The organism is Rhodococcus sp. IEGM 1372, from assembly GCF_030056835.1.
Taxonomy (GTDB): Bacteria; Actinomycetota; Actinomycetes; order Mycobacteriales; family Mycobacteriaceae; genus Rhodococcoides.
Window position 1 is genome coordinate 57,196 of sequence record NZ_JASHKS010000002.1, and the last position, 19,738, is coordinate 76,933.

Sequence of the window (19,738 nt, forward strand, 5' to 3'; positions counted from 1 at the left end):
ATGTTCGTAGAACGCGCGTACGTCCATGCCGACGATGTCGGATCGGACTGGCCCTTCACCGTGCCTGCTGTCGCCGACCTCGCTCGCGACGGACTCGAGTTCCTGGCACCGGTCACAATTCTGGTCGGAGACAACGGTTCCGGTAAATCGACGCTCGTCGAAGCAATAGCCGAGGGTTTCGGAATCGATGCCCGCGGCGGTCGCGCGGCGCAGCAGTCGCGTCGACTCGACGAGGTGACCAGCGCGCTCGGAGAGGTACTCGAACTCGAGACCACGCCACGAGGTTCTCGAATGCTTCGTGGCCCACGACTGAACAAGCGCGGCTTCTTCCTGCGCGCCGAGACCGCGTTCGACATGGCCGAGAACCTCGGCGGCGTGCCGGGTTTCTGGGACGAGAACACCGCCGAGATGAGCCACGGTGAAGGGTTCCTGACCATGTTCGGTGCAATGTTGGCCGAACCCGGTTTCTACGTTCTGGACGAGCCCGAATCGGCCCTGTCGTTCACCGCGAGCCTGCAGCTCGTTGCATTGATGTCCGAGCTGGGCAATGACGGCGCGCAAATCGTCTGCGCCACCCACTCACCGATTCTGGCGTCGACGCCCGGTGCGGACATCGTGGAAGTCGGCGAACACGGTCTACGCCGAAGCACTTGGGACGAACTCGAATTGGTACAGCACTGGCGTCGCTACCTCGACGACCCGAACAGCTATCTCCGTCACCTGCTCGACTGACCGTCGGCCATCGACACCTCACGACGGCGACGCACACTTCCCGGCGAGACGCCCGTGGCGCGCTTGAACGCCTTCCCGAACGCAGCCTCCGACAGATACCCACTGCGCCGGGCCACTTCGGCCATCACCACGTCCTCGGATCGCAACGTGCCGTACGCGACCTGCATCCGCCACGTCGCGAGATAGCTCATCACGGAATCACCGACCAGCTCGGTGAAACGTGCCGAGAACGCCGAGCGAGACATGTTCACCCTCGATGCCAGACCCGCAACGGTCCACCGCTCGTGCGGGTGTCGATGGATCAGCGCCAACGCCGTTCCGATCCGATCGTCCTGCAATGCACCGAGCCAACCCGACTGCGCACCTGGCGTATTCGCGATCCACGACCGCAGCGCATGGATCACCAGAATGTCGGACAGCCGGGTGATCACCGCTTCTCCCCCGGGCTCGAGCACACGCGCCTCGTCCGCGACCATGGCCAGCACGTTCTGCATCCTCGATTGCCTCGGGCCCGGATCAGCGTCGACCACCACCAGCGCGGGCAACAGGCGAACGAGCTTCTGCGCGGCAGGATGATCCAGCCGCACCGCCCCGCACACGAGAGTCGCAGCACGGCCGGCACCGCCCGCGTCGTGAGTGAGCACCGCGTAGCGATCGCTGATGTACTCGTGCGGGAGATCGTGAACGCTCGTCGCCCGAACCGAAGCGTCGCCGGCTGCAATGAGCACGTGCCCTCGCCCGTGCGGTACCAACGCGAAATCGCCGGGGACCAACTCACGCGTCGGCTCGCCGGGAACCGACAACGCGCAACTGCCGTCGACGACCGTGTGAAACCACAGCGCATCCTCCATGGCGGGCAGTGCGAGACCCCAGGATCCGCTCATCTCGGAGCGCACGTAGAACGATCCGGTCATCCGTAGAAAGTGCAGCGCTTCACCCAGAGGGTCGGACGACTTCCAGGGATCTGCGCCGCGCATGCACCGATCGTCCCACGAAATGGACGATCGGACATCGAATGCGGCTGTGTGCGCATTGCTCATCCCGCCCCTCGGGACGAGGGTGGACAACTGAACGCTCACCTGCCGGAGGGAACCACCGTGTTGGATCGAATGCTCGCAGCCGCCACCGCCGTTGCTGCCGTCGGATGTGGGCTCGTTGCCGGAGTGCTGCTCGCCTTCTCCATCAGCGTGCTCCCCGGCCTGGCAACACTGCCGGTACCCGACGCCATCGCCGCCATGCAGAGATTCAATGCGGCGATTCTCAACCCGATGTTCCTCGGCCTGTTCTTCGGAACGGCCATATCGTGCACTCTCGCAGCGATTATCGCCGTATCGACCGGTCGGGGTTCACCGGTGCTGGTCGTGAGCGGAGCTGTTCTCTACCTTCTCGGATGCCTCGCGATCACGGCTGTTGCGAACGTCCCCCTCAACGACGCGTTGGCCGGGGTGGATCCCGGCAGTGCTGCCGACACCCAGGTGTGGCAGAACTTCACCGAGAAGTGGACGCGATGGAACACCGTCAGAACAGTGGCCGCGACTGCGGCCTGCGCCGTTCTGATCCTCGGTCAGGGTAGATCGGCGCTGGGCTGATCGGACACCGAGTCCTGGTGTCGCTTACGGATTTCTTCCTCGAACCGCGCGATGAGGTGGTCGGTGTCTGCCGTGGACACATCGCGCGCGCCCTCGTCCATCGAGGCGTCACGACCCCGGCGCAATGCAGCAAGTTCGGCTTCGAGTTCGTTGTTGTCGAGTACACGTGGATCCAGCATGACCTCCATTGTGGTCCCCTGTCCGGTGCCCCCGCGGGGAATTGCTTTAATCACGCAATGAACGTCGTGCACAGCTTCGCACCGATTCTCGGCCGCGGCGCGACCACCTTGATTCTGGGCTCGATGCCCGGCGTCGCGTCGCTGGCCGCGCAGCAGTACTACGCGCATCCACGAAATGCGTTCTGGCCGATCATGGGAACGCTGTTCGGTGCAGGCCCCGAACTTCCCTACGATGCGCGCACCGAGCGTCTGCGCAGCCAGGGCGTCGCGATATGGGACGTGCTGAAGCTGTGCACGCGCGAAGGAAGCCTGGACTCGGTGATCGTCGAATCGTCCATCGAGACAAACGATTTCGAGCAATTGTTCGCCGAGAATCCCGGCATCGACAGGGTGTTCTTCAACGGAGCCAAGGCCGCCGAGACCTACCGGCGGTACGTGAAATCGGCAACGCCCCAGGTGGAATTCGAACGACTACCGTCGACCAGTCCGGCGCACGCAGCACTCGATCTGCAGGCGAAAACGCGAATATGGACCGACGCACTCAGTCGCGGACCCGTTTCGGGAAGTGCCGGATGAGACCTTCCTGAACGACGGTGGCGAGTAGCTGCCCGTCCATCGAGAAGAAGCGGCCGGTGGCCAGTCCGCGCGAGCCGGCCGCGACCGGCGATTCGGTGGCGTAGAGAGCCCATTCGTCGAACCGGAACGGCCGGTGAAACCAGATGGAGTGATTCACCGTCGCCGCGACGATGCGGTCGAGTCCCCACGACAGTCCGTGGGTGGTGATGATCGAATCGAGCACGGTGGTGTCCGACGCGTAGCCCATGGTCGCGGCGTGGAAGATCGAGGCGTCGGGCAGATCCCCGTCGGCCTTCATCCACACGCGATTGTGATTGAGCTTCTCCCCGGTGCCGTGCATGATCCACGCGGGATCGTTCGCGTAGCGCATGTCGATCGGCTTGAGGGCGTCGACGAACATCTGCAGACGGTCCTCGTACCCGACGAAATGATCGCCGAGCGGAGGCACTGCGTCGGGATACGGAACCTCGGGAACCTCGACGCTGTGCTCGAGGCCCTTACCGAAATCCTGGAAGGCCGCGAGCATGACGAACAGCTCGTTGCCGTCCTGTACGGCGGTGACCTGCCGGTTGGCGAAGGCTCGGCCGTCGCGCTGACGCGAGACCCGGTACTCGATGGGCTTCTTGACGTCACCCCCGCGAATGAAGTGCGCATTGATCGCGTGCACGTCCCGCGACGTACCGGATACGGTCCGGCCCGCCGCGATCAGGCCCTGAGCAACGAGCTGCCCCCCGAACGTTCGACTGCCCACCTGCTCGGGGTGAACGCCGACGAACACGTCCTCCTCGATCTCCTCGAGTGCGAGGAGATCGAGGAGCGTCTCTAGATCTGTCCTGCGTACAGCTGTACTGCTCGGCGCGCTTTCGCTGACGCCGGTTCCCCCCGCTTCGACCACTTACCGGTCCTCTTCTCCGATTCGGTGCACATGGATCAAGTTGGTCGAGCCTACTGTGCCGGGAGGGGCACCGGCCACGATCACGACCTGATCGCCCTTGTTGTACCGACCGAGTTCGAGCAGCGCCTTGTCGACCTCTTTGACCATCGCGTCCGTCGAGCCCACATCGGGGACCAGGAACGTCTCGGTTCCCCAGCTCAGCGACAGCTGGCTGCGCACCTCGGAGATGGAGGTGAAGGCGAGCAACGGAAGCTTGGTGTGCAGACGAGCCAACCGTCGAACGGTGTCACCCGACTGGGTGAACGCGACGAGTGCCTTCGCGTCCAGGCGCTCACCGATGTCGCGGGCAGCGTAGGAGATGACGCCACGCTTGGTGCGCGGGACGTGCGTCAGCGGGGGAACACTGTCGCCCTCGGTCTCGACCGTCTCGACGATGCGAGCCATGGTCCGCACGGTTTCCATCACGTACTTACCGACCGAGGTCTCACCGGAGAGCATGACCGCGTCGGTACCGTCGAGCACTGCGTTGGCGACGTCGGACGCCTCGGCGCGCGTCGGGCGGGAATTCTCGATCATCGATTCGAGCATCTGGGTCGCGACGATGACGGGCTTGGCGTTGGCGCGGGCGATCTGGATGGCACGCTTCTGCACCAGCGGAACCTGCTCGAGGGGCAACTCGACGCCGAGGTCGCCGCGGGCGACCATGATCGCGTCGAATGCGAGCACGATGGCTTCGAGATTGTCGACGGCCTCGGGCTTCTCGAGCTTGGCGATGACGGGAACTCGACGGCCCACGCGGTCCATCACGGCGTGGACGAGTTCGACGTCCGCGGGAGAACGGACGAACGAGAGCGCGATGAAGTCGACACCGAGGGCAAGGGCGAACTCGAGGTCGGCGATGTCCTTCTCGCTCATGGCGGGAACGGACACGTCCATGCCCGGCAGGGACACGCCCTTGTTGTTGCTGACCGGTCCACCTTCGGTGACACGGCACAGTACGTCGTTGCCTTCGACGCCGGTGACCACGAGGCCCACCTTGCCGTCGTCGACGAGGAGGCGGTCGCCTTCCTTGGCGTCCTGGGCAAGCTCCTTGTACGTGGTCGACACCCGGTCGTGAGTGCCCTCGCACTCCTCGACGGTGATGCGGATCAGCTCACCGGCCGCCCAGGTGGTCGAGCCCTCGGCGAATCGGCCGAGACGAATTTTCGGTCCCTGCAGGTCGGCCAAGATACCCACGGCTTTGCCGGTGGCGTCCGATGCTGCGCGGACCCTCTCGTAGTTGGCCTGATGATCGGGGTGATCACCATGGCTGAAGTTCAGTCGTGCGACATCCATTCCACTCTCGACGAGTTCGCGGATGCGCTCTGTGGTTGCGGTTGCGGGTCCAAGGGTGCAGACAATCTTCGTACGTCGGCTCACGAAGGCGAGCCTAGCCGCTGGACGCCGCGTTCTCTATCGCAGACGCATCCACTAGAATACTACCGACGGGTAGCCGCGCTACCCCGCTGCTGGGACGGTCTGTACCGGTTCAGAGACGGGGGTCACCCGACCGCCAGAGGCAGTGCGGTCGGGTGTACCGGCGACGGCAATTCCGAGTGTCCGGTGAGGAAAGCATCGACTCCGTGAGCCGCGGATCGACCCTCCGCGATGGCCCACACGACCAACGACGCACCGCGATGCGCATCCCCGCACACGAACACGCCCGGTGCCGTGGTCTGCCAGTCGGGACCACACGAGAGCGCACCCCGCTTGGTCAGCGCCAGGCCGTACTCGTCGAGTAGCGGACCGTGCTCGACACCTTCGAAACCGATCGCGAACAACGCCAGATCACAGGGCAATTCGATCTCCTCCCCGATGGGCGTGACGATGCGTCGACCGTCCGCGTCGCGCTGCACCTCCACCTCGGCGAGCACCATCGCACGAACGTGCCCGCGCTCGTCACCGAGGAATCGCTGCACCGCGACCTGATGACGCACGACGCCACCCTCGGCGTGCGCGGGTGAGGTGCGCAGCACCAGCGGCCACGACGGCCACGGCGAGAGACTGTCGTCGCGAGCCCCGGGCAGAGCCGGGTTGTAGTCGAGCTGAGTGACCGATGCTGCACCCTGCCGGTGGGCCGTTCCCAAACAGTCGGCTCCGGTGTCACCGCCGCCGATGATGACCACGTGCTTGTCCGCAGCGGAGATCGACGTGGGACCGTCGCCCTCGCATTCCTTGTTCGACGGCACCAGATGCTCCATGGCCAGGTGGATGCCGTCGAGTTCGCGACCGATGACCTCGGCGTTGTCACGGGCCCGCAGAGCTCCGACTGCGAGAACGACTGCGTCGAAGGATTCACGCAGTTGCTCGACGGTGAAGTCGATCCCGACCTCGCAGTCGGTGACGAAGTGCGTTCCCTCGGCCCGCATCTGCATGAGCCGCTGATCAAGCACGGACTTCTCGAGCTTGAACTCGGGGATGCCGTATCGCAGCAGACCGCCCAGACGATCGTCCCGCTCGTACACGGTGACGTCGTGCCCGGCGCGGGTGAGCTGTTGCGCCGCAGCCAATCCCGCAGGGCCGGATCCGACGACGGCGACCCTCTTGCCGGTGGTGATCGTCGGCGGCTGCGGAACGATGCTGCCGTCTTCCCAGGCCAGATCCGCGATGGTCTGCTCGACCCGCTTGATCGTCACGCTTCCGCCGGTGGCCGCCTCGGAGATCGACAGCACACATGCCGATTCACACGGGGCCGGGCAGACCCGCCCGGTGAACTCCGGAAAATTGTTGGTCGCATGCAGTCGATCGCTGGCCGCATCCCAGCGGCCGCGGCGCACCAGGTCGTTCCATTCGGGGATCAGATTTCCCAGCGGGCAACCCGCAGTCCCCGAGTGGCAGAACGGAATACCGCAGTCCATGCAGCGACGCGCCTGATCGGAGACCTCGGCAGCACGCTCGCTCGTCGGCTGGTGCGAATACACCTCGTTCCAGTCCTTGACGCGCTCGCCGATCGGACGCTTGGCAGCCTCACGCTTGACGACTTTCAGAAATCCCTGTGGATCAGCCACGTGCAGCCTCCATGATCGCAGCATCGACGTCGCGCCCTTCGGCACGCGCCATTCTTGTCGCCTCCAGCACTCGCTGGTAGTCGACGGGCATGACTTTGGTGAACAACGCAGACCGGCGGGGCCAGTCGGCCAGCAGCGAGGTCGCGACGGTGGAACCGGTCCACCGTCGGTGATTCTCGACGGTCTCGCGCAGCCACACCAGATCGTCCGGGTTGGGCACCTGCAGTTCGACCATCGCCATGTTCACGTCCGCCGGATCGAGACCGAGGACGAACGCGATACCGCCGGACATACCCGCAGCCATGTTGCGACCGGTCGGCCCGAGCACCACGACGCGACCGCCGGTCATGTACTCGAACGCGTGGTCGCCCACGCCCTCGTTCACCGCGATCGCTCCCGAGTTACGGACCGCGAACCGCTCCCCCGCCTTACCGCGCAGGTACACCTCACCCGAGGTGGCACCGTAGAGAATCGTGTTTCCTACGATCACGTTGTCCTCTGCGACGAACGGTGCGTCGTCGGCAGGGCGCACGACTATTCGACCGCCCGACAATCCCTTACCGACATAGTCGTTCGCGTCACCGACCAGATCGATGGTGATACCCGGCGGCAGGAAAGCCCCGAGAGACTGGCCGGCCGATCCGGTGAACGCGATGCGAATGGTGTCGTCCGGCAACCCGACTGCGCCGTAGCGCCGGGTGACCTCGGACCCCAGCAGCGTTCCGACGGTGCGATTGACGTTGCGTACCGGCAGCTCGAGCTTGACCGGATGCGCATCCTCCAACGCTCCTTCGGCCAACTGGATCAGAGTCCGATCAAGCGCCAGATCGAGACCGTGGTCCTGCGCGCGGAGGCGTCGACGCTGTGTCATCGGGGCACCGTGGCGGTCGACGGGCATCGCGAAGATCGGGGTCAGATCGAGTCCCTTGCTCTTCCAGTGCGCCACTCCGGCTGCCGTCTCGAGCACGTCGGCGTGACCGACCGCCTCGTCGATACTACGGAAACCGAGCTGCGCCAGGTACTTTCGCACGTCCTCGGCGATGAACTTGAAGAAGTCCTCGAGGAACTCGGGCTTACCGGTGAACCTCTTGCGCAGCTCCGGGTTCTGGGTGGCGACACCGACCGGGCAGGTGTCCAGGTGGCAGACGCGCATCATGATGCAGCCCGCCACGATCAGCGGGGCCGTCGAGAACCCGAACTCCTCCGCGCCGAGCAATGCCGCAACGATGACGTCGCGTCCGGTGCGCATACCGCCGTCGCACTGCACGGTGATGCGATCACGCAGGCCGTTGAGCACCAGCGTCTGCTGGGCGTCGGCGAGGCCGATCTCCCACGGAGCGCCTGCATGCTTGAGCGAGGTCAACGGCGCAGCACCGGTTCCGCCGTCGTATCCGGAGATGAGAACGACGTCCGCGTGTGCCTTGCTGACGCCCGTCGCCACCGTGCCGACGCCGACGGAACTGACGAGCTTGACGTGCACGCGCGCCTTCTCGTTGGCGTTCTTCAGATCGTGGATCAGCTGCGCGAGATCCTCGATCGAGTAGATGTCGTGGTGCGGGGGCGGCGAGATGAGGCCGACACCCGGCGTCGAGTGTCGGGTCTTGGCCACCCACGGATACACCTTGTACCCGGGCAGCTGACCACCCTCGCCCGGCTTGGCACCCTGCGCCATCTTGATCTGAATGTCCGTGGCGTTGACCAGATAGTCGCTGGTGACACCGAACCGACCGCTGGCGACCTGCTTGACGGCACTGCGTCGCGTCGGATCGTAGAGCCGGTCGACGTCCTCGCCGCCCTCCCCCGAGTTGGACCGTCCGCCGAGATTGTTCATCGCGACGGCCATCGTCTCGTGCGCCTCGGCGGAGATGGATCCGTAGCTCATCGCGCCGGTGTTGAACCGCGTGACGATCGACTCGACCGATTCCACCTCGTCGAGCGGAACCGGCGGCCGGACACCGTCCTTGAACTCGAACAGACCGCGCAAGGCACCGCCCTCGCGAGCGAGCCGGTCCACCTCGTCGGTGTACTTCTGGAACACGTCGTATCGGCCGGTACGCGTGGCATGCTGCAGCAGGAACACCGTCTCGGGGGTGAAGAGGTGCAGCTCGCCCTCGCGTCGGAACTGATACTCGCCGCCGATCTCCAGCCGCCGATGGACGCGGTCGGTCGGATTCTCGGGGTAGGCCCTGCGGTGGCGCAGCTTGACCTCCTCGGCGAGCACGTCGAGACCGACGCCACCGAGCTTGCTGACCGTGCCCTTGAAGTACTCGCGCACCACCTCGCGATCGAGACCGACGGCCTCGAAAACCTGTGCGCCGGTGTAGGACCCGACGGTCGAGATGCCCATCTTCGACATCACCTTGAGTACGCCCTTGCCGAGCCCGTACAGATAGTTCCGTACCGCGATCGTCGGTTCGACTCCGGTCAGTTCACCCTCGCCGACCAGATCCTCGATCGACTCCATCGCCAGATACGGATTGACCGCTGCGGCACCGAAGCCGATGAGCAGCGCCAGATGGTGCACCTCGCGCGCGTCACCGGATTCGACGACGAGCGCGATCTTTGTGCGCTCCTTGGTGCGAACCAGGTGATGGTGCACCGCCGAGGTGGCCAGCAGCGACGGGATCGGGGCCCGCGTGTGGTCCGAATCGCGATCGGAGATGATCAGCGTGGTGTAGCCCGCAGCGATCGCTTCCGATGCCCGGGCCCGCAACTCCTCGATGGCCTCCGCGAGACCTTCACCGCCGCGCTCCACCTCGTACAGCCCACGCAACACCGTGGCCGACAGTCCCGGATGGTCTCCGTCGTCGTTGATGTGGATGATCTTGTTCAGCTCGTCGTTGTCGAGCACCGGCCACGGCAACACGATCTGCCTGCACGACGCCGCAGTGGGCTCGAGCAGGTTCTGCTCCGGACCCATCACCCGCGCGAGCGAGGTCACGATCTCCTCGCGGATCGAGTCCAGCGGCGGGTTGGTGACCTGTGCGAACAGTTCGATGAAGTAGTCGTAGAGCTGACGCGACCGCTGAGACATCACCGCGGCCGGGGTATCGGTACCCATCGATCCGAGCGGCTCGCCCCCGGATGCGGCCATCGGCGTCAACACGACGCGCAGGTCTTCCTCGGTGTAGCCGAAGGCGACCTGCCGACGCACCACCGAGTCGTGGTTGTACTGGATGTGAGCGCGCTCGGGCAGGCTCTTGATCTCGAGCAGGCCCGCGTGCAGCCACTCCTGGTACGGATGTTCGGTTGCCAGTTGAAGTTTGATCTCCTCGTCCGGCACGAGACGTCCGGCGACGGTGTCGATCAGGAACATCTTTCCTGGCTCGAGGCGACCTTTGGCGACGACCTCGGATTGGGGAACGTCCAGCACGCCTGCCTCACTGGCGAGGATCACACGGCCGTCCGCCGTCTGCCACCAGCGGCCGGGGCGAAGGCCGTTACGGTCCAGCACAGCTCCGACATAACTGCCGTCGGTGAACGTCACGCAGGCCGGACCGTCCCAGGCCTCCATCATCGACGAGTGGAACTGGTAGAACGCTCGCACCCGCGGATCCATCGTGCGGTGGTTCTCCCACGGCTCGGGCACCATCATCATCACCACGTGCGGCACGCTGCGTCCGCCGAGGTGCAGTAGTTCGAGCACCTCGTCCAAGGACACCGAGTCCGAGGCATCGGGGTTGCAGATCGGGAACAAGCGCTCCAAGTCGCCGGGGATCAGGTCGCTCGACAGCAGCGCTTCGCGAGCCCGCATCCGATTTCGGTTGCCCTTGACGGTGTTGATCTCGCCGTTGTGCGCGACGTAGCGATGCGGGTGCGCCAGCGGCCACGACGGGAACGTGTTGGTCGAGAAGCGACTGTGCACGATGGCAATGGCGCTCTTGCACAACGGGTTACGCAGTTCCGGAAAGTACAGCGGCAGCTGCATCGTGGTGAGCATGCCCTTGTAGACGATGGTGCGCGAGGACAACGACGGAAAGAACAGTCCCGACCCCTCGGCCTCGATCTCGGGGGTGACTCGCTCGGAACGCTTACGCAATCCGTAGACGAGACGGTCGAGAGCCAGACCGGCCGGACGCGTGCCGTCGACCTCGGGAGCGGTGACGTAGAGGTAGCTCATGTACGGCATGCAACCGAGGGCGGTGAGGCCAACATCGGCTCGATCGGGATCGACCTCGACCGGAACCCAGCCCAGGATGTCCAGACCTTCTTCGGCGGCAACGGATTCGACGCGCTCGACGGCGATGGCCCGCTCACGGATGCCCTGCGGCAGAAAACACACTCCGGCCGCGAACGTGTTGTCACCGTCGGCTCCGGGCGCGGGCAGGTCGAACGGCGCGAGGGAGTCGAGGAGTTCGACAGGGAGCTGAATCAGAATGCCCGCGCCGTCACCGCTGTTGGGCTCGGCACCGGCAGCTCCGCGATGTTCCAGGTTCTCCAGTGCCAGAACCCCGTCGGCGACGATCGCGTGGGAACGGCGACCCGCGATGTCGGCGATCATCGCCACGCCACAGGAATCCTTCTCCGAGCTCGGGTCGTACAGACCTTGCTCCGCAGGCATCCGAGAAAACAGCACCACGATCACCTCCACGTAGGCCGGTGGGGTGCGTGCAAGCGGTGCAGTGTCTACGACCCTGCATCGGAAGTCTCGGCAACCCCGTCGGCTGGTCGGCTCGGATCGACCGAAACGGTCGGATGAGCCGAATTGAACTGCCTATCGGGAATTCACCGGGACAGCTCTGGCCCGCGAAAGAATCCGGGATCTCTCCCGGCTGGCGAAATCGTAGCAGCTGGCATTCGCATCGATGCAATCACGAATGTCGGCTGTGACGAATGCGATCGTCAGTCGCGCAACGGTCGACCGTGCTGATCACGCACGCTGCCGGTGAGCATCAAGATGCCGTCGATCAACGGCCAGATTCCGCCGATACCGCAGGTGAGCCACGTGACGGCTATCTGCGCCACCGCGATGCCCGGCTGGTTGAGATAGAAGCGACCCGCTCCGAACGCGCCCAACAAGATGCCGAGCAGACCTGCCGTCAGCTTCTGCTTGTCCGAGAACGGCTCACCGGTGACCGGGTGCCGACCGTACGGAGCCATCGGGTCCATGTATCCGGGCCCGCCCGCGTACGGGGGACCACCGTATTGGGGAGCGCCGTACTGAGGACCGCCGTACTGGGGAGCGCCGTACTGACCGTCCGCATAGTGCGGCGGCGCACCGTACTGGCCGGAACCCTCGGATGGCGGTGGGTAACCGGTGCCGGGCGGAGGTCCGAACTGCTGACCCTGATCACCGGCACCGGCACCAGGGGTGTTCGGGGTGCCGTGGTTCGGGGTCGTGTACTTGGGGTCGGGTGCGCCGTAGACGGGACCCGATCCTGTAGGGGTGTTCTTCTCGAACGAGATCGTCGGCTCCGTCGAACCGGATCCGTCTTCCGGCGAACCGTTGGACGGCCATTTACCTGAGTCACTCACTTCGGGCTCCCTTGTGCGGATGCGGTGCGAACACGGGTTCAGTCTCTCAGTTTTCGCCCCTGAGGGTCCGTCACATTGCCCACCAGTATCAGCACGCCGTCGACGAGGTGCCAGACGAACAGCCCGAACAACACGATCAGTCCGAGGCCGAACACTGCGGTGAGCAGCACCCCGAAGAAGAACAGGAACAGCTGGGCGACACCGATCCCGATACTGCCGAGATAGAAGCGACCCACACCCAACCAGCCGAGAAATATCTGCAGCAGGCCACCGACGATCTTGGACTTGTCCGACAGCGGCTCGCCGGTCATCGGATCACGCCCGTACGGTGCATCGGGGCCTACACCGAACCCGGGTCCGCCCTGGTAGCCAGGGGGTACGCCATAGCCCTGCTGGCCGTAGCTCTGTTGCGGGAAACCCTGCTGGCCGTACCCCTGCTGTGGGTAGCCCTGCTGTTGATAACCCGGCTGTGGGTAACCCTGCTGACCGAAATTCTGTGGCTGGCCGTACCCCTGTTGCGGATAGCCCTGCTGCGGATACCCCTGTTGCGGATAACTCTGCTGGCCGTAACCCTGCTGCTGGTAGCCGGGGGGTGGCGGAAATCCACCCAGCGGATTATCGGTACTGCCGTCCGGACTCGGTGCCGGGTAGCTCGGCGTGCTGGACCAACCCGGCCCGTTTCCGATACCCGAGTACGTGTCCCACCCCGGACCCGTGGGGCCGGTCGGACCGTGCGAGGGCGCGGACTCCGAGGTTCCAGGAGGCTCCGAGAGCGACGCTTCGGCAGTGGCGTCGTAGTCGAACGGCGTGCCGAACGACGCGGTCGGCTCGGTTGCGTTGTCGCTGGAATCGGCAGTGCCGGAACCCGGCTCGGGCTCGGGTCCAGGGGTCTTGTCGAAATCAACCACGCGTACTGCCTTCTTCCTCGGCTTTCTTGTCGGACTTCCCAGCGGGCTGCACGTCGGCGGTGCCCGCGTCCGTGGTGTCGTCGACCGGCGTCGGGCGCGAGCCTGTCGGATCCGACGAGGTGACCTCGGAGACCTCATGATCCTCGTCGTCGTTCGACCTCAGCGTCGCCGGTTCTTCTCGGCCCTTGGTGGCAATCACGAAGTACGCGACCGCCAGAACGAAGATGATGGCGGAGGTGAAGGTGTTGATGCGGATACCGGCGATCGTCGTGGCGAAGTCGTCGCGCATGAGCTCCACCCAGAACCGCCCCGCGCAGTATCCGGCAACGTACAGCGCGAACAGTCGACCGTGGCCGATCGCGTACTTGCGGTCCACGAGAACCAGAAGGACTACGACCGCGACGCTCCACAACAGCTCGTACAGGAACGTCGGATGCACCACTTTTTCCACGAAACCGGTCGAGACTCCGTTGAGTGGATCGAGTCGTCCGTTGGCGTCGACCCGTTCGTAGATCTCCAGACCCCACGGCTGAGTGGTGGCACGGCCGTACAGTTCCTGGTTGAAGTAGTTACCGATGCGGCCGATCGCCTGGGCGAGAAGAATCGGTGGGCCGACAGCGTCACCGAATGCCGGCAACGGAATTCCGCGTCGACGGCAGGCGATCCAGGCACCGACGCCGCCGAGGAACACCGCTCCCCAGATTCCCAATCCGCCGTTCCAGACGTACAACGCTTCGATCGGGTTTCCGCCGGGACCGAAGTAGGTCTTCCAGTCGGTTGCGACGTGGTACAGACGCCCGCCCAGTAACCCGAACGGGACGGCCCAGACTGCGACGTCGAGGACTGTGCCCTTGGTTCCGCCTCGGGCCACCCAGCGCCGATCACCCCACACCACGGAAACGACGATGCCGATGATGATGAACAGGGCGTAGGCCCGCAGAGCCAACGGTCCGACGTGCCACACCCCCTGCGGCGGACTGGGAATGTAGGCCAGGATCGCGGTCGAAGTCACGACGCTACGTTAGCGGAACGGACACCCTCGGCGAGTTCCGTCGTCAGGTCACGCACGGCGTCGAGTCCCTTGTCCACGGCACTGACCAATGCCGAACCGACGATCACGGCGTCGGCATAACGGGCGATCTCGGCAGCCTGCGCACCGGAACGGACACCGAGGCCGACACCGATCGGGATGTCGGAGTGCTCACGAATGCGCGCCGAGAGCGCGGGGGCCATCGAGGACACCGCGTCGCGGGCTCCGGTGACGCCCATCGTCGAGGCCGCGTAGACGAAGCCGCTACTGGCTTCGACGGTGCTGACGAGCCGCTCCTCGGTCGACGACGGCGCGACGAGGAAGATTCGGTCGAGTTCGTAGCGGTTCGAGACCTCGATCCATTCCTGCGCCTCGTCGGGAATGAGATCCGGAGTGATGATTCCGAGCCCACCCGCGCCTGCGAGGTCCCGCGCGAAGTTCTCGATGCCGTACTTGAGCACCAGGTTCCAGTAGGTCATGACGACCGCTTTTCCGCCCGCGGCAGAGACCTGCTCGGTCACTGCGAACACGTCCTTGACCCGAGCACCGGCTCGCAGCGCAACGTCGGCTGCGGCCTGAATCGTGGGGCCGTCCATCACGGGATCGGAATACGGAATACCGACCTCGACGAGGTCGCATCCGGCGTCGACCATGGTCTTGAACACCTCGACCGAGCGCGGCACGGTCGGAAAACCCGCGGGTAGGTATCCGACGAGTGCTGCGCGCCCTTCGGCGCGGCACTGCGCGAAGGTCCCGGAGAGGCGAGAGTCGTTGTTGCTCATGGCTTGATACCCACTTCGTCGTCCACGTTCGCTTCGCCGTCTCCGTCGATCAGCCCGAACCATTCGGCCGCGGTGTCGACGTCCTTGTCGCCACGCCCGGACAGGTTGACCAGGATGATCGCACCTTCGCCCAGCTCCTTGCCGAGTGTCAATGCACCGGCGATGGCATGCGAGGACTCGATCGCCGGAATGATGCCCTCGGTGCGGCACAGCAGCTTGAAGGCGTTCATGGCTTCGGTATCGGTGATGCCGCGGTACTCGGCGCGCCCGATGTCGTGCAGGTACGAATGCTCCGGACCGACGCCCGGGTAGTCCAACCCCGCCGAGATGGAGTGGGAATCGACGGTCTGACCGTCCTCGTCCTGCAGCAGATACGAGTACGCACCGTGCAGCGCTCCGGGGGTTCCACCGCTGATGGTCGCGGCGTGGCGACCCGTCTCGACGCCGTCACCTGCCGCCTCGAAACCGATCAGTCGAACGTCGGCGTCGTCGATGAAGGCATGGAAGATGCCGATCGCGTTGGAGCCACCTCCGACGCAGGCAGCGATGGCGTCGGGCAGCCTGCCCGTGGACGCGAGCACCTGCTGCCGCGCTTCGAGGCCGATGATGCGTTGGAAGTCGCGCACCATGACCGGGAACGGGTGCGGCCCGGCGACAGTGCCGAAGCAGTAATACGTGTTGTCCGCGTGGGTGACCCAGTCGCGCAGCGCCTCGTTGATCGCGTCCTTGAGAGTGCGTGAACCGGACTTCACTGCGACGACTTCCGACCCGAGCAAACGCATTCGTGCGACGTTGAGGGCCTGGCGCTCGGTGTCGACCTCGCCCATGTAGACGACGCAGTCGAGACCCATCAGCGCACAGGCCGTGGCGGTCGCGACGCCGTGTTGACCGGCACCTGTCTCCGCGATGACACGAGTCTTGCTCATCCGCTTGGCGAGCAAAACCTGGCCGAGAACGTTGTTGATCTTGTGAGAACCGGTGTGGTTGAGGTCTTCTCGCTTGAGCAGAATACGAGCGCCGCCTGCGTGCTCGGACAGCCGTGTCGCCTCGAAGACCGGTGACGGGCGACCGGTGTAGTCGCGCTGCAGTCGGTCGAGTTCAGCGAGGAACTCGTTGTCGCTGCGCACCTTCTCGTACTCGGCGGTGACTTCCTCGATCACACCCATCAGAGCCTCGGGCACGAATCTGCCGCCGTAGACGCCGAAGTGGCCACCCACATCGGGCTCGTGCGCGCTGCGATCGGTGAGGCCGATGCTGCTCTGCGGCAGATCAGCGCCCTTGAAACGGACTGCCTGCGGGGCGTCCGTGGTGGAAGAAGAATTGCTGGTGCTCACCGGTCCAGTGTGCCCCAACGGCGGACCGCAGCCGCGCTCGGGTCAGCGTGCGGGCTTGGGGCACGACGGATGCGTTCCCGCCGTCACCAGGTCCGAGACGGCCGTGCGTGGATCCCCTGCCGTGACCAAGCCCTCGCCGACGAGTACCGCGTCGGCACCGGCACCGGCGTAGGCGAGCAGATCTGCAGTGCCCCGCACCCCGGACTCCGCGATACGGATGATCTCGCTGGGCAACCCGGGCGCGATACGGCCGAAGCTGTCACGGTCGATCTCGAGCGTCTTCAGATTGCGGGCGTTGATACCGATGACGCTGGCACCGGCTTCGAGGGCGCGATCCGCTTCGGCCTCGGTGTGCACCTCGACGAGCGCAGTCATACCCAACGACTCGGTGCGGTCGAGCAACGAGGTCAACGCATCCTGTTCCAGTGCCGCGACGATCAGCAGGATGACATCGGCACCGTGGGCCCGAGCCTCGTGGATCTGGTACGGACCGACGATGAAATCCTTGCGCAGCACGGGAATCGAGACGGCGGCACGGACCGCGTCGAGGTCCGCGAGTGAACCGTGGAACCGACGCTCCTCGGTGAGAACGCTGATGATGCGAGCGCCGCCCTGCTCGTATGCGCGAGCGAGAACAGCCGGATCACCGATGTCTGCCAACGCGCCCTTGGACGGGCTCGCCCGCTTCACTTCGGCGATGACGCCGATGCCGTCCTCACGGAGGGCAGCTGCCGCGTCGAGGGGGGCCGGGGCTGCTTTCGCTGCTGCTTTCACGGCGGCGAAATCGACCACCGATTCACGCGCGGCCACGTCGGCTCGCACACCGTCGAGAATCGAGTCGAGAACAGTCATGGTGCCCCCAGTCCTTTCTGAGCGTCGACGTCCGATGTGAGGAATCTCATCGGGGTCGGACCTAGCGTAGAGGTCCGTTTCAATCCGACGAACGCCGGGTACCGGACTCGTCGGTAGGGTCTTCGCCTGCGTCGAGCGCGTCCCACATCATGCGTTCGGTGAGGTCCTCTCCCTCGTCCTCCGCGCCGGCACCGGATGCCGTGGTGCGCGCGCGCCGAGCGACCTCGTCGCGACGCACCGCCGGGGCGTCGTACTTGGACGAGAGTACCTGCGGCGCAAACGTTTTCCGAATCGACACCACAGCAGCAGCGAAGGCGCAGACTGCACCGACGAGGGTGACGATCGCCGGCAGAATCGAGACGTCCGTCATCGAGACCTGGGCGCGTGCAGGAAGCTCAGCCAGCGCCGCGGATTCGGAATTCGAAGCCCCGGCAGTGAGCAGTCGAACTGCCGGAATCGCGGCCGCCACGGCTACAACGGCGATCAACAGGGCCAGCACCCGAGAGGCCCACCCTCGCACGGCGAACGACGCTGCGATCGCTGCCACCAGCACGAGCGCGAGCGGCGTCGTGGCAGCAGCCCAGGTGCTGCCGAGCAGCTCGTCGGTCCGGCTCTCACCGAGGCCGTCGAACGACGTCACCCGAACCCAGGTCATTCTCGACGCGCCCCACAGGCACGCCGCTGCAACGACCAGAAGCGCGACGGGAAGAGCGGCCGACCCGCGGCGACCGGATCGCTCGGTCATCGGCCGCCGACCTCACGGAGCGATTCCGCTGCCGCGACGGCTCCCAGCACCGCCATCGCCTTGTTCCGTGCCTCGTCGTCCTCGTACTCCGCAACCGAGTCGGCCACGACGCCTGCCCCGGCCTGAACGTAGGCGGTGCCGTCCTTGATCAGAGCGGTCCGAATCGAAATGGCCGTGTCGGCGTCCCCCGCGAAATCGAGGTAGCCCACGATGCCGCCGTAGATGCCGCGTCGCGTCGGTTCCAGCTCGTCGATCAGTTCCATCGCGCGCACTTTCGGGGCCCCGGAGAGGGTGCCTGCCGGGAAGCAGGCCTTGACCGCGTCGAGGGCGCGCTTGCCCTCGGACAACCGTCCGGTGACCGTCGACACCAGATGCATGACGTGGCTGTATCGCTCGATGTGGCGGTAGTCGCTCACGCGAACGGTGCCGGGAGCGCAGACGCGTCCGAGATCGTTGCGGCCCAGATCGACGAGCATCAGGTGCTCGGCGTTCTCCTTCTCGTCGGCGAGCAGGTCCTTCTCGAGCAGCACGTCCTCTTCCTCGGACGTGCCGCGCCAACGCGTACCCGCGATCGGATGCGTGGTGGCCAGACCGTCGACCACCGTCACCAACGCCTCGGGGCTCGATCCGACGATGGAGAACGCCGTCTCGTCGTTCTCGCCCGGGACGTGCATCAGATACATGTACGGGCTGGGATTGGAGGCGCGCAGCATTCGGTAGACGTCGAGGGGTGACGCATCGGTGTCCATCTCGAAACGCTGAGAGAGCACAACTTGGAACGCCTCCCCTGCTTCGATCTCCTCGACCAGGCGAGCGACGTCGGCACCGAAGCCCTCGGACGTGCGCTGCCGCCGGAACTGCGGCGTAGGCCTGGACACGGTGGAGACGGTGGAGGCTGCGGGCTTCGACAGGTCCGCACACATGCGATCGAGACGACGCACGGCGTCGTCGTACGCCTCGTCGACGTGCTCGTCGGTGCCGTTCCAGTTCACCGCGTTCGCGATCAGGGTGATCGCACCCTCGTGGTGGTCGACGGCCGCGAGATCGGTGGCGAGCAGCATGACCATCTCCGGGACACCGAGATCGTCCTGCGCGTGCTCGGGCAGTTTTTCGATGCGCCGCACCGAGTCGTATCCGAGGTAACCCACCATGCCGCCGGTCAACGGGGGTAGACCGGGCAGCCGCTCCGAGTGCAACAGCTCCAATGTCCGCGCCAGCACTTCGAGAGGATCACCGCCGCTCGGCACGCCCGCGGGGACGTTGCCGCGCCACGCGGCTTCACCGTCGATGACCGTGAGCGACGCCGGAGCGCCTGCACCGATGAACGACCACCTGGACCACGAGCTGCCGTTCTGCGCGGATTCCAGCAAGAAGGTTCCGGGTCGGTCGGCACCGAGCTTGCGGTATGCAGACAGTGGAGTCTCGGAGTCGGCGAGCACCTTTCGCGTCACGGGCACCACGCGGTGCTCTGCGGCGAGATGCCGGAACACCTCACGTGAGGTGGTCGAGTCCGAGTTCTCGGTATCGGGAGTGGGGCTGGGGTCGGTGGTCGTCTCGCCGTGCATTTCTCCATCCTCCCAGGTGCGGCAGGAAG

General features: G+C 65.4%; 17 protein-coding genes. 3 read left to right on the forward strand and 14 right to left on the reverse strand.

Annotated features, from left to right (window positions below; all coding sequences use genetic code 11):
* Positions 1–732 carry an AAA family ATPase gene (locus QM590_RS02725; RefSeq protein WP_269593954.1) on the forward strand — a complete coding sequence of 244 codons (732 nt, stop codon included), beginning with the start codon at positions 1–3 and terminating at the stop codon, positions 730–732.
* Here QM590_RS02725 and QM590_RS02730 read toward each other — a convergent pair.
* A complete protein-coding gene (locus QM590_RS02730) occupies positions 717–1,709 on the reverse strand; it encodes an AraC family transcriptional regulator (RefSeq protein ID WP_269593953.1) in 993 nt (330 codons plus the stop codon). The two genes, QM590_RS02725 and QM590_RS02730, sit on opposite strands and share 16 nt — an antisense overlap.
* A 48-nt stretch (positions 1,710–1,757) precedes the next feature.
* On the opposite strand from QM590_RS02730, the gene QM590_RS02735 reads away from it, so the two are divergent.
* Complete coding sequence (locus QM590_RS02735) at positions 1,758–2,321, forward strand: anthrone oxygenase family protein (protein ID WP_269593952.1); 564 nt, start codon at positions 1,758–1,760, stop codon at positions 2,319–2,321.
* On the opposite strand, the gene QM590_RS02740 is transcribed toward QM590_RS02735, so the two are convergent.
* The gene (locus tag QM590_RS02740) at positions 2,297–2,500 is read right to left on the reverse strand and encodes a hypothetical protein (RefSeq protein ID WP_141215240.1); all 204 of its coding nucleotides are present in this window, start codon (positions 2,498–2,500) and stop codon (positions 2,297–2,299) included. The two genes, QM590_RS02735 and QM590_RS02740, sit on opposite strands and share 25 nt — an antisense overlap.
* A 57-nt stretch (positions 2,501–2,557) precedes the next feature.
* On the opposite strand from QM590_RS02740, the gene QM590_RS02745 reads away from it, so the two are divergent.
* Positions 2,558–3,076 (forward strand): DNA-deoxyinosine glycosylase, encoded by a 519-nt coding sequence (locus QM590_RS02745; protein WP_269593951.1) that lies wholly within the window; start codon positions 2,558–2,560, stop codon positions 3,074–3,076.
* On the opposite strand, the gene QM590_RS02750 is transcribed toward QM590_RS02745, so the two are convergent.
* The 12 genes from QM590_RS02750 to QM590_RS02805 all read right to left on the reverse strand — a co-directional run bounded on the left by QM590_RS02750 (position 3,042) and on the right by QM590_RS02805 (position 19,709).
* Positions 3,042–3,866 (reverse strand): acyl-CoA thioesterase, encoded by an 825-nt coding sequence (locus QM590_RS02750; RefSeq protein ID WP_269594001.1) that lies wholly within the window; start codon positions 3,864–3,866, stop codon positions 3,042–3,044. The two genes, QM590_RS02745 and QM590_RS02750, sit on opposite strands and share 35 nt — an antisense overlap.
* 105 nt (positions 3,867–3,971) lie before the next feature.
* Positions 3,972–5,390 (reverse strand): pyruvate kinase, encoded by a 1,419-nt coding sequence (gene pyk / locus QM590_RS02755; RefSeq protein WP_082073683.1) that lies wholly within the window; start codon positions 5,388–5,390, stop codon positions 3,972–3,974.
* 122 nt (positions 5,391–5,512) lie between these two features.
* Positions 5,513–7,018, reverse strand: coding sequence for a glutamate synthase subunit beta (locus QM590_RS02760; RefSeq protein WP_269593950.1), 1,506 nt, complete (start codon positions 7,016–7,018; stop codon positions 5,513–5,515).
* Positions 7,011–11,594 carry a glutamate synthase large subunit gene (gene gltB, locus QM590_RS02765; RefSeq protein ID WP_269594000.1) on the reverse strand — a complete coding sequence of 1,528 codons (4,584 nt, stop codon included), beginning with the start codon at positions 11,592–11,594 and terminating at the stop codon, positions 7,011–7,013. The genes QM590_RS02760 and gltB overlap by 8 nt, the downstream gene beginning before the upstream one ends.
* Positions 11,595–11,860: 266 nt before the next feature.
* Positions 11,861–12,493, reverse strand: coding sequence for a TM2 domain-containing protein (locus tag QM590_RS02770; RefSeq protein WP_269593949.1), 633 nt, complete (start codon positions 12,491–12,493; stop codon positions 11,861–11,863).
* A 38-nt stretch (positions 12,494–12,531) separates the two neighbouring features.
* Entirely contained in the window at positions 12,532–13,401 is an 870-nt protein-coding gene (locus tag QM590_RS02775; protein WP_269593948.1) for a TM2 domain-containing protein, read from the reverse strand.
* Positions 13,394–14,413 carry a prolipoprotein diacylglyceryl transferase gene (gene lgt / locus QM590_RS02780; RefSeq protein ID WP_269593947.1) on the reverse strand — a complete coding sequence of 340 codons (1,020 nt, stop codon included), beginning with the start codon at positions 14,411–14,413 and terminating at the stop codon, positions 13,394–13,396. Before lgt ends, QM590_RS02775 begins: the two co-directional genes overlap by 8 nt.
* Positions 14,410–15,213, reverse strand: a complete 804-nt coding sequence (gene trpA, locus QM590_RS02785) for a tryptophan synthase subunit alpha (RefSeq protein ID WP_269593946.1) — start codon at positions 15,211–15,213, stop codon at positions 14,410–14,412. The genes lgt and trpA overlap by 4 nt, the downstream gene beginning before the upstream one ends.
* Positions 15,210–16,481, reverse strand: coding sequence for a tryptophan synthase subunit beta (gene trpB, locus QM590_RS02790; RefSeq protein ID WP_269593999.1), 1,272 nt, complete (start codon positions 16,479–16,481; stop codon positions 15,210–15,212). Before trpB ends, trpA begins: the two co-directional genes overlap by 4 nt.
* A gap of 108 nt (positions 16,482–16,589) precedes the next feature.
* A complete protein-coding gene (gene trpC / locus QM590_RS02795) occupies positions 16,590–17,399 on the reverse strand; it encodes an indole-3-glycerol phosphate synthase TrpC (protein ID WP_037192691.1) in 810 nt (269 codons plus the stop codon).
* A 79-nt stretch (positions 17,400–17,478) separates the two neighbouring features.
* On the reverse strand, positions 17,479–18,144 hold the full coding sequence (locus QM590_RS02800; RefSeq protein ID WP_269593945.1) for a TIGR02234 family membrane protein: 666 nt from the start codon (positions 18,142–18,144) through the stop codon (positions 17,479–17,481).
* Entirely contained in the window at positions 18,141–19,709 is a 1,569-nt protein-coding gene (locus QM590_RS02805) for an anthranilate synthase component I (protein ID WP_269593944.1), read from the reverse strand. Before QM590_RS02805 ends, QM590_RS02800 begins: the two co-directional genes overlap by 4 nt.
* Between the last annotated feature and the right edge of the window lie 29 nt (positions 19,710–19,738).

What these genes read in the sequence shown, in the direction of transcription:
- QM590_RS02725 (WP_269593954.1), top strand. Translation starts at nt 1, where the DNA reads ATGTTCGTAGAACGCGCGTACGTCCATGCCGACGATGTCGGATCGGAC.
- QM590_RS02730 (WP_269593953.1), bottom strand. Translation starts at nt 1,709, where the DNA reads ATGCGCGGCGCAGATCCCTGGAAGTCGTCCGACCCTCTGGGTGAAGCG.
- QM590_RS02740 (WP_141215240.1), bottom strand. Translation starts at nt 2,500, where the DNA reads ATGCTGGATCCACGTGTACTCGACAACAACGAACTCGAAGCCGAACTT.
- QM590_RS02745 (WP_269593951.1), top strand. Translation starts at nt 2,558, where the DNA reads ATGAACGTCGTGCACAGCTTCGCACCGATTCTCGGCCGCGGCGCGACC.
- trpA (WP_269593946.1), bottom strand. Translation starts at nt 15,213, where the DNA reads ATGAGCAACAACGACTCTCGCCTCTCCGGGACCTTCGCGCAGTGCCGC.
- trpC (WP_037192691.1), bottom strand. Translation starts at nt 17,399, where the DNA reads ATGACTGTTCTCGACTCGATTCTCGACGGTGTGCGAGCCGACGTGGCC.
- QM590_RS02800 (WP_269593945.1), bottom strand. Translation starts at nt 18,144, where the DNA reads ATGACCGAGCGATCCGGTCGCCGCGGGTCGGCCGCTCTTCCCGTCGCG.
- QM590_RS02805 (WP_269593944.1), bottom strand. Translation starts at nt 19,709, where the DNA reads ATGCACGGCGAGACGACCACCGACCCCAGCCCCACTCCCGATACCGAG.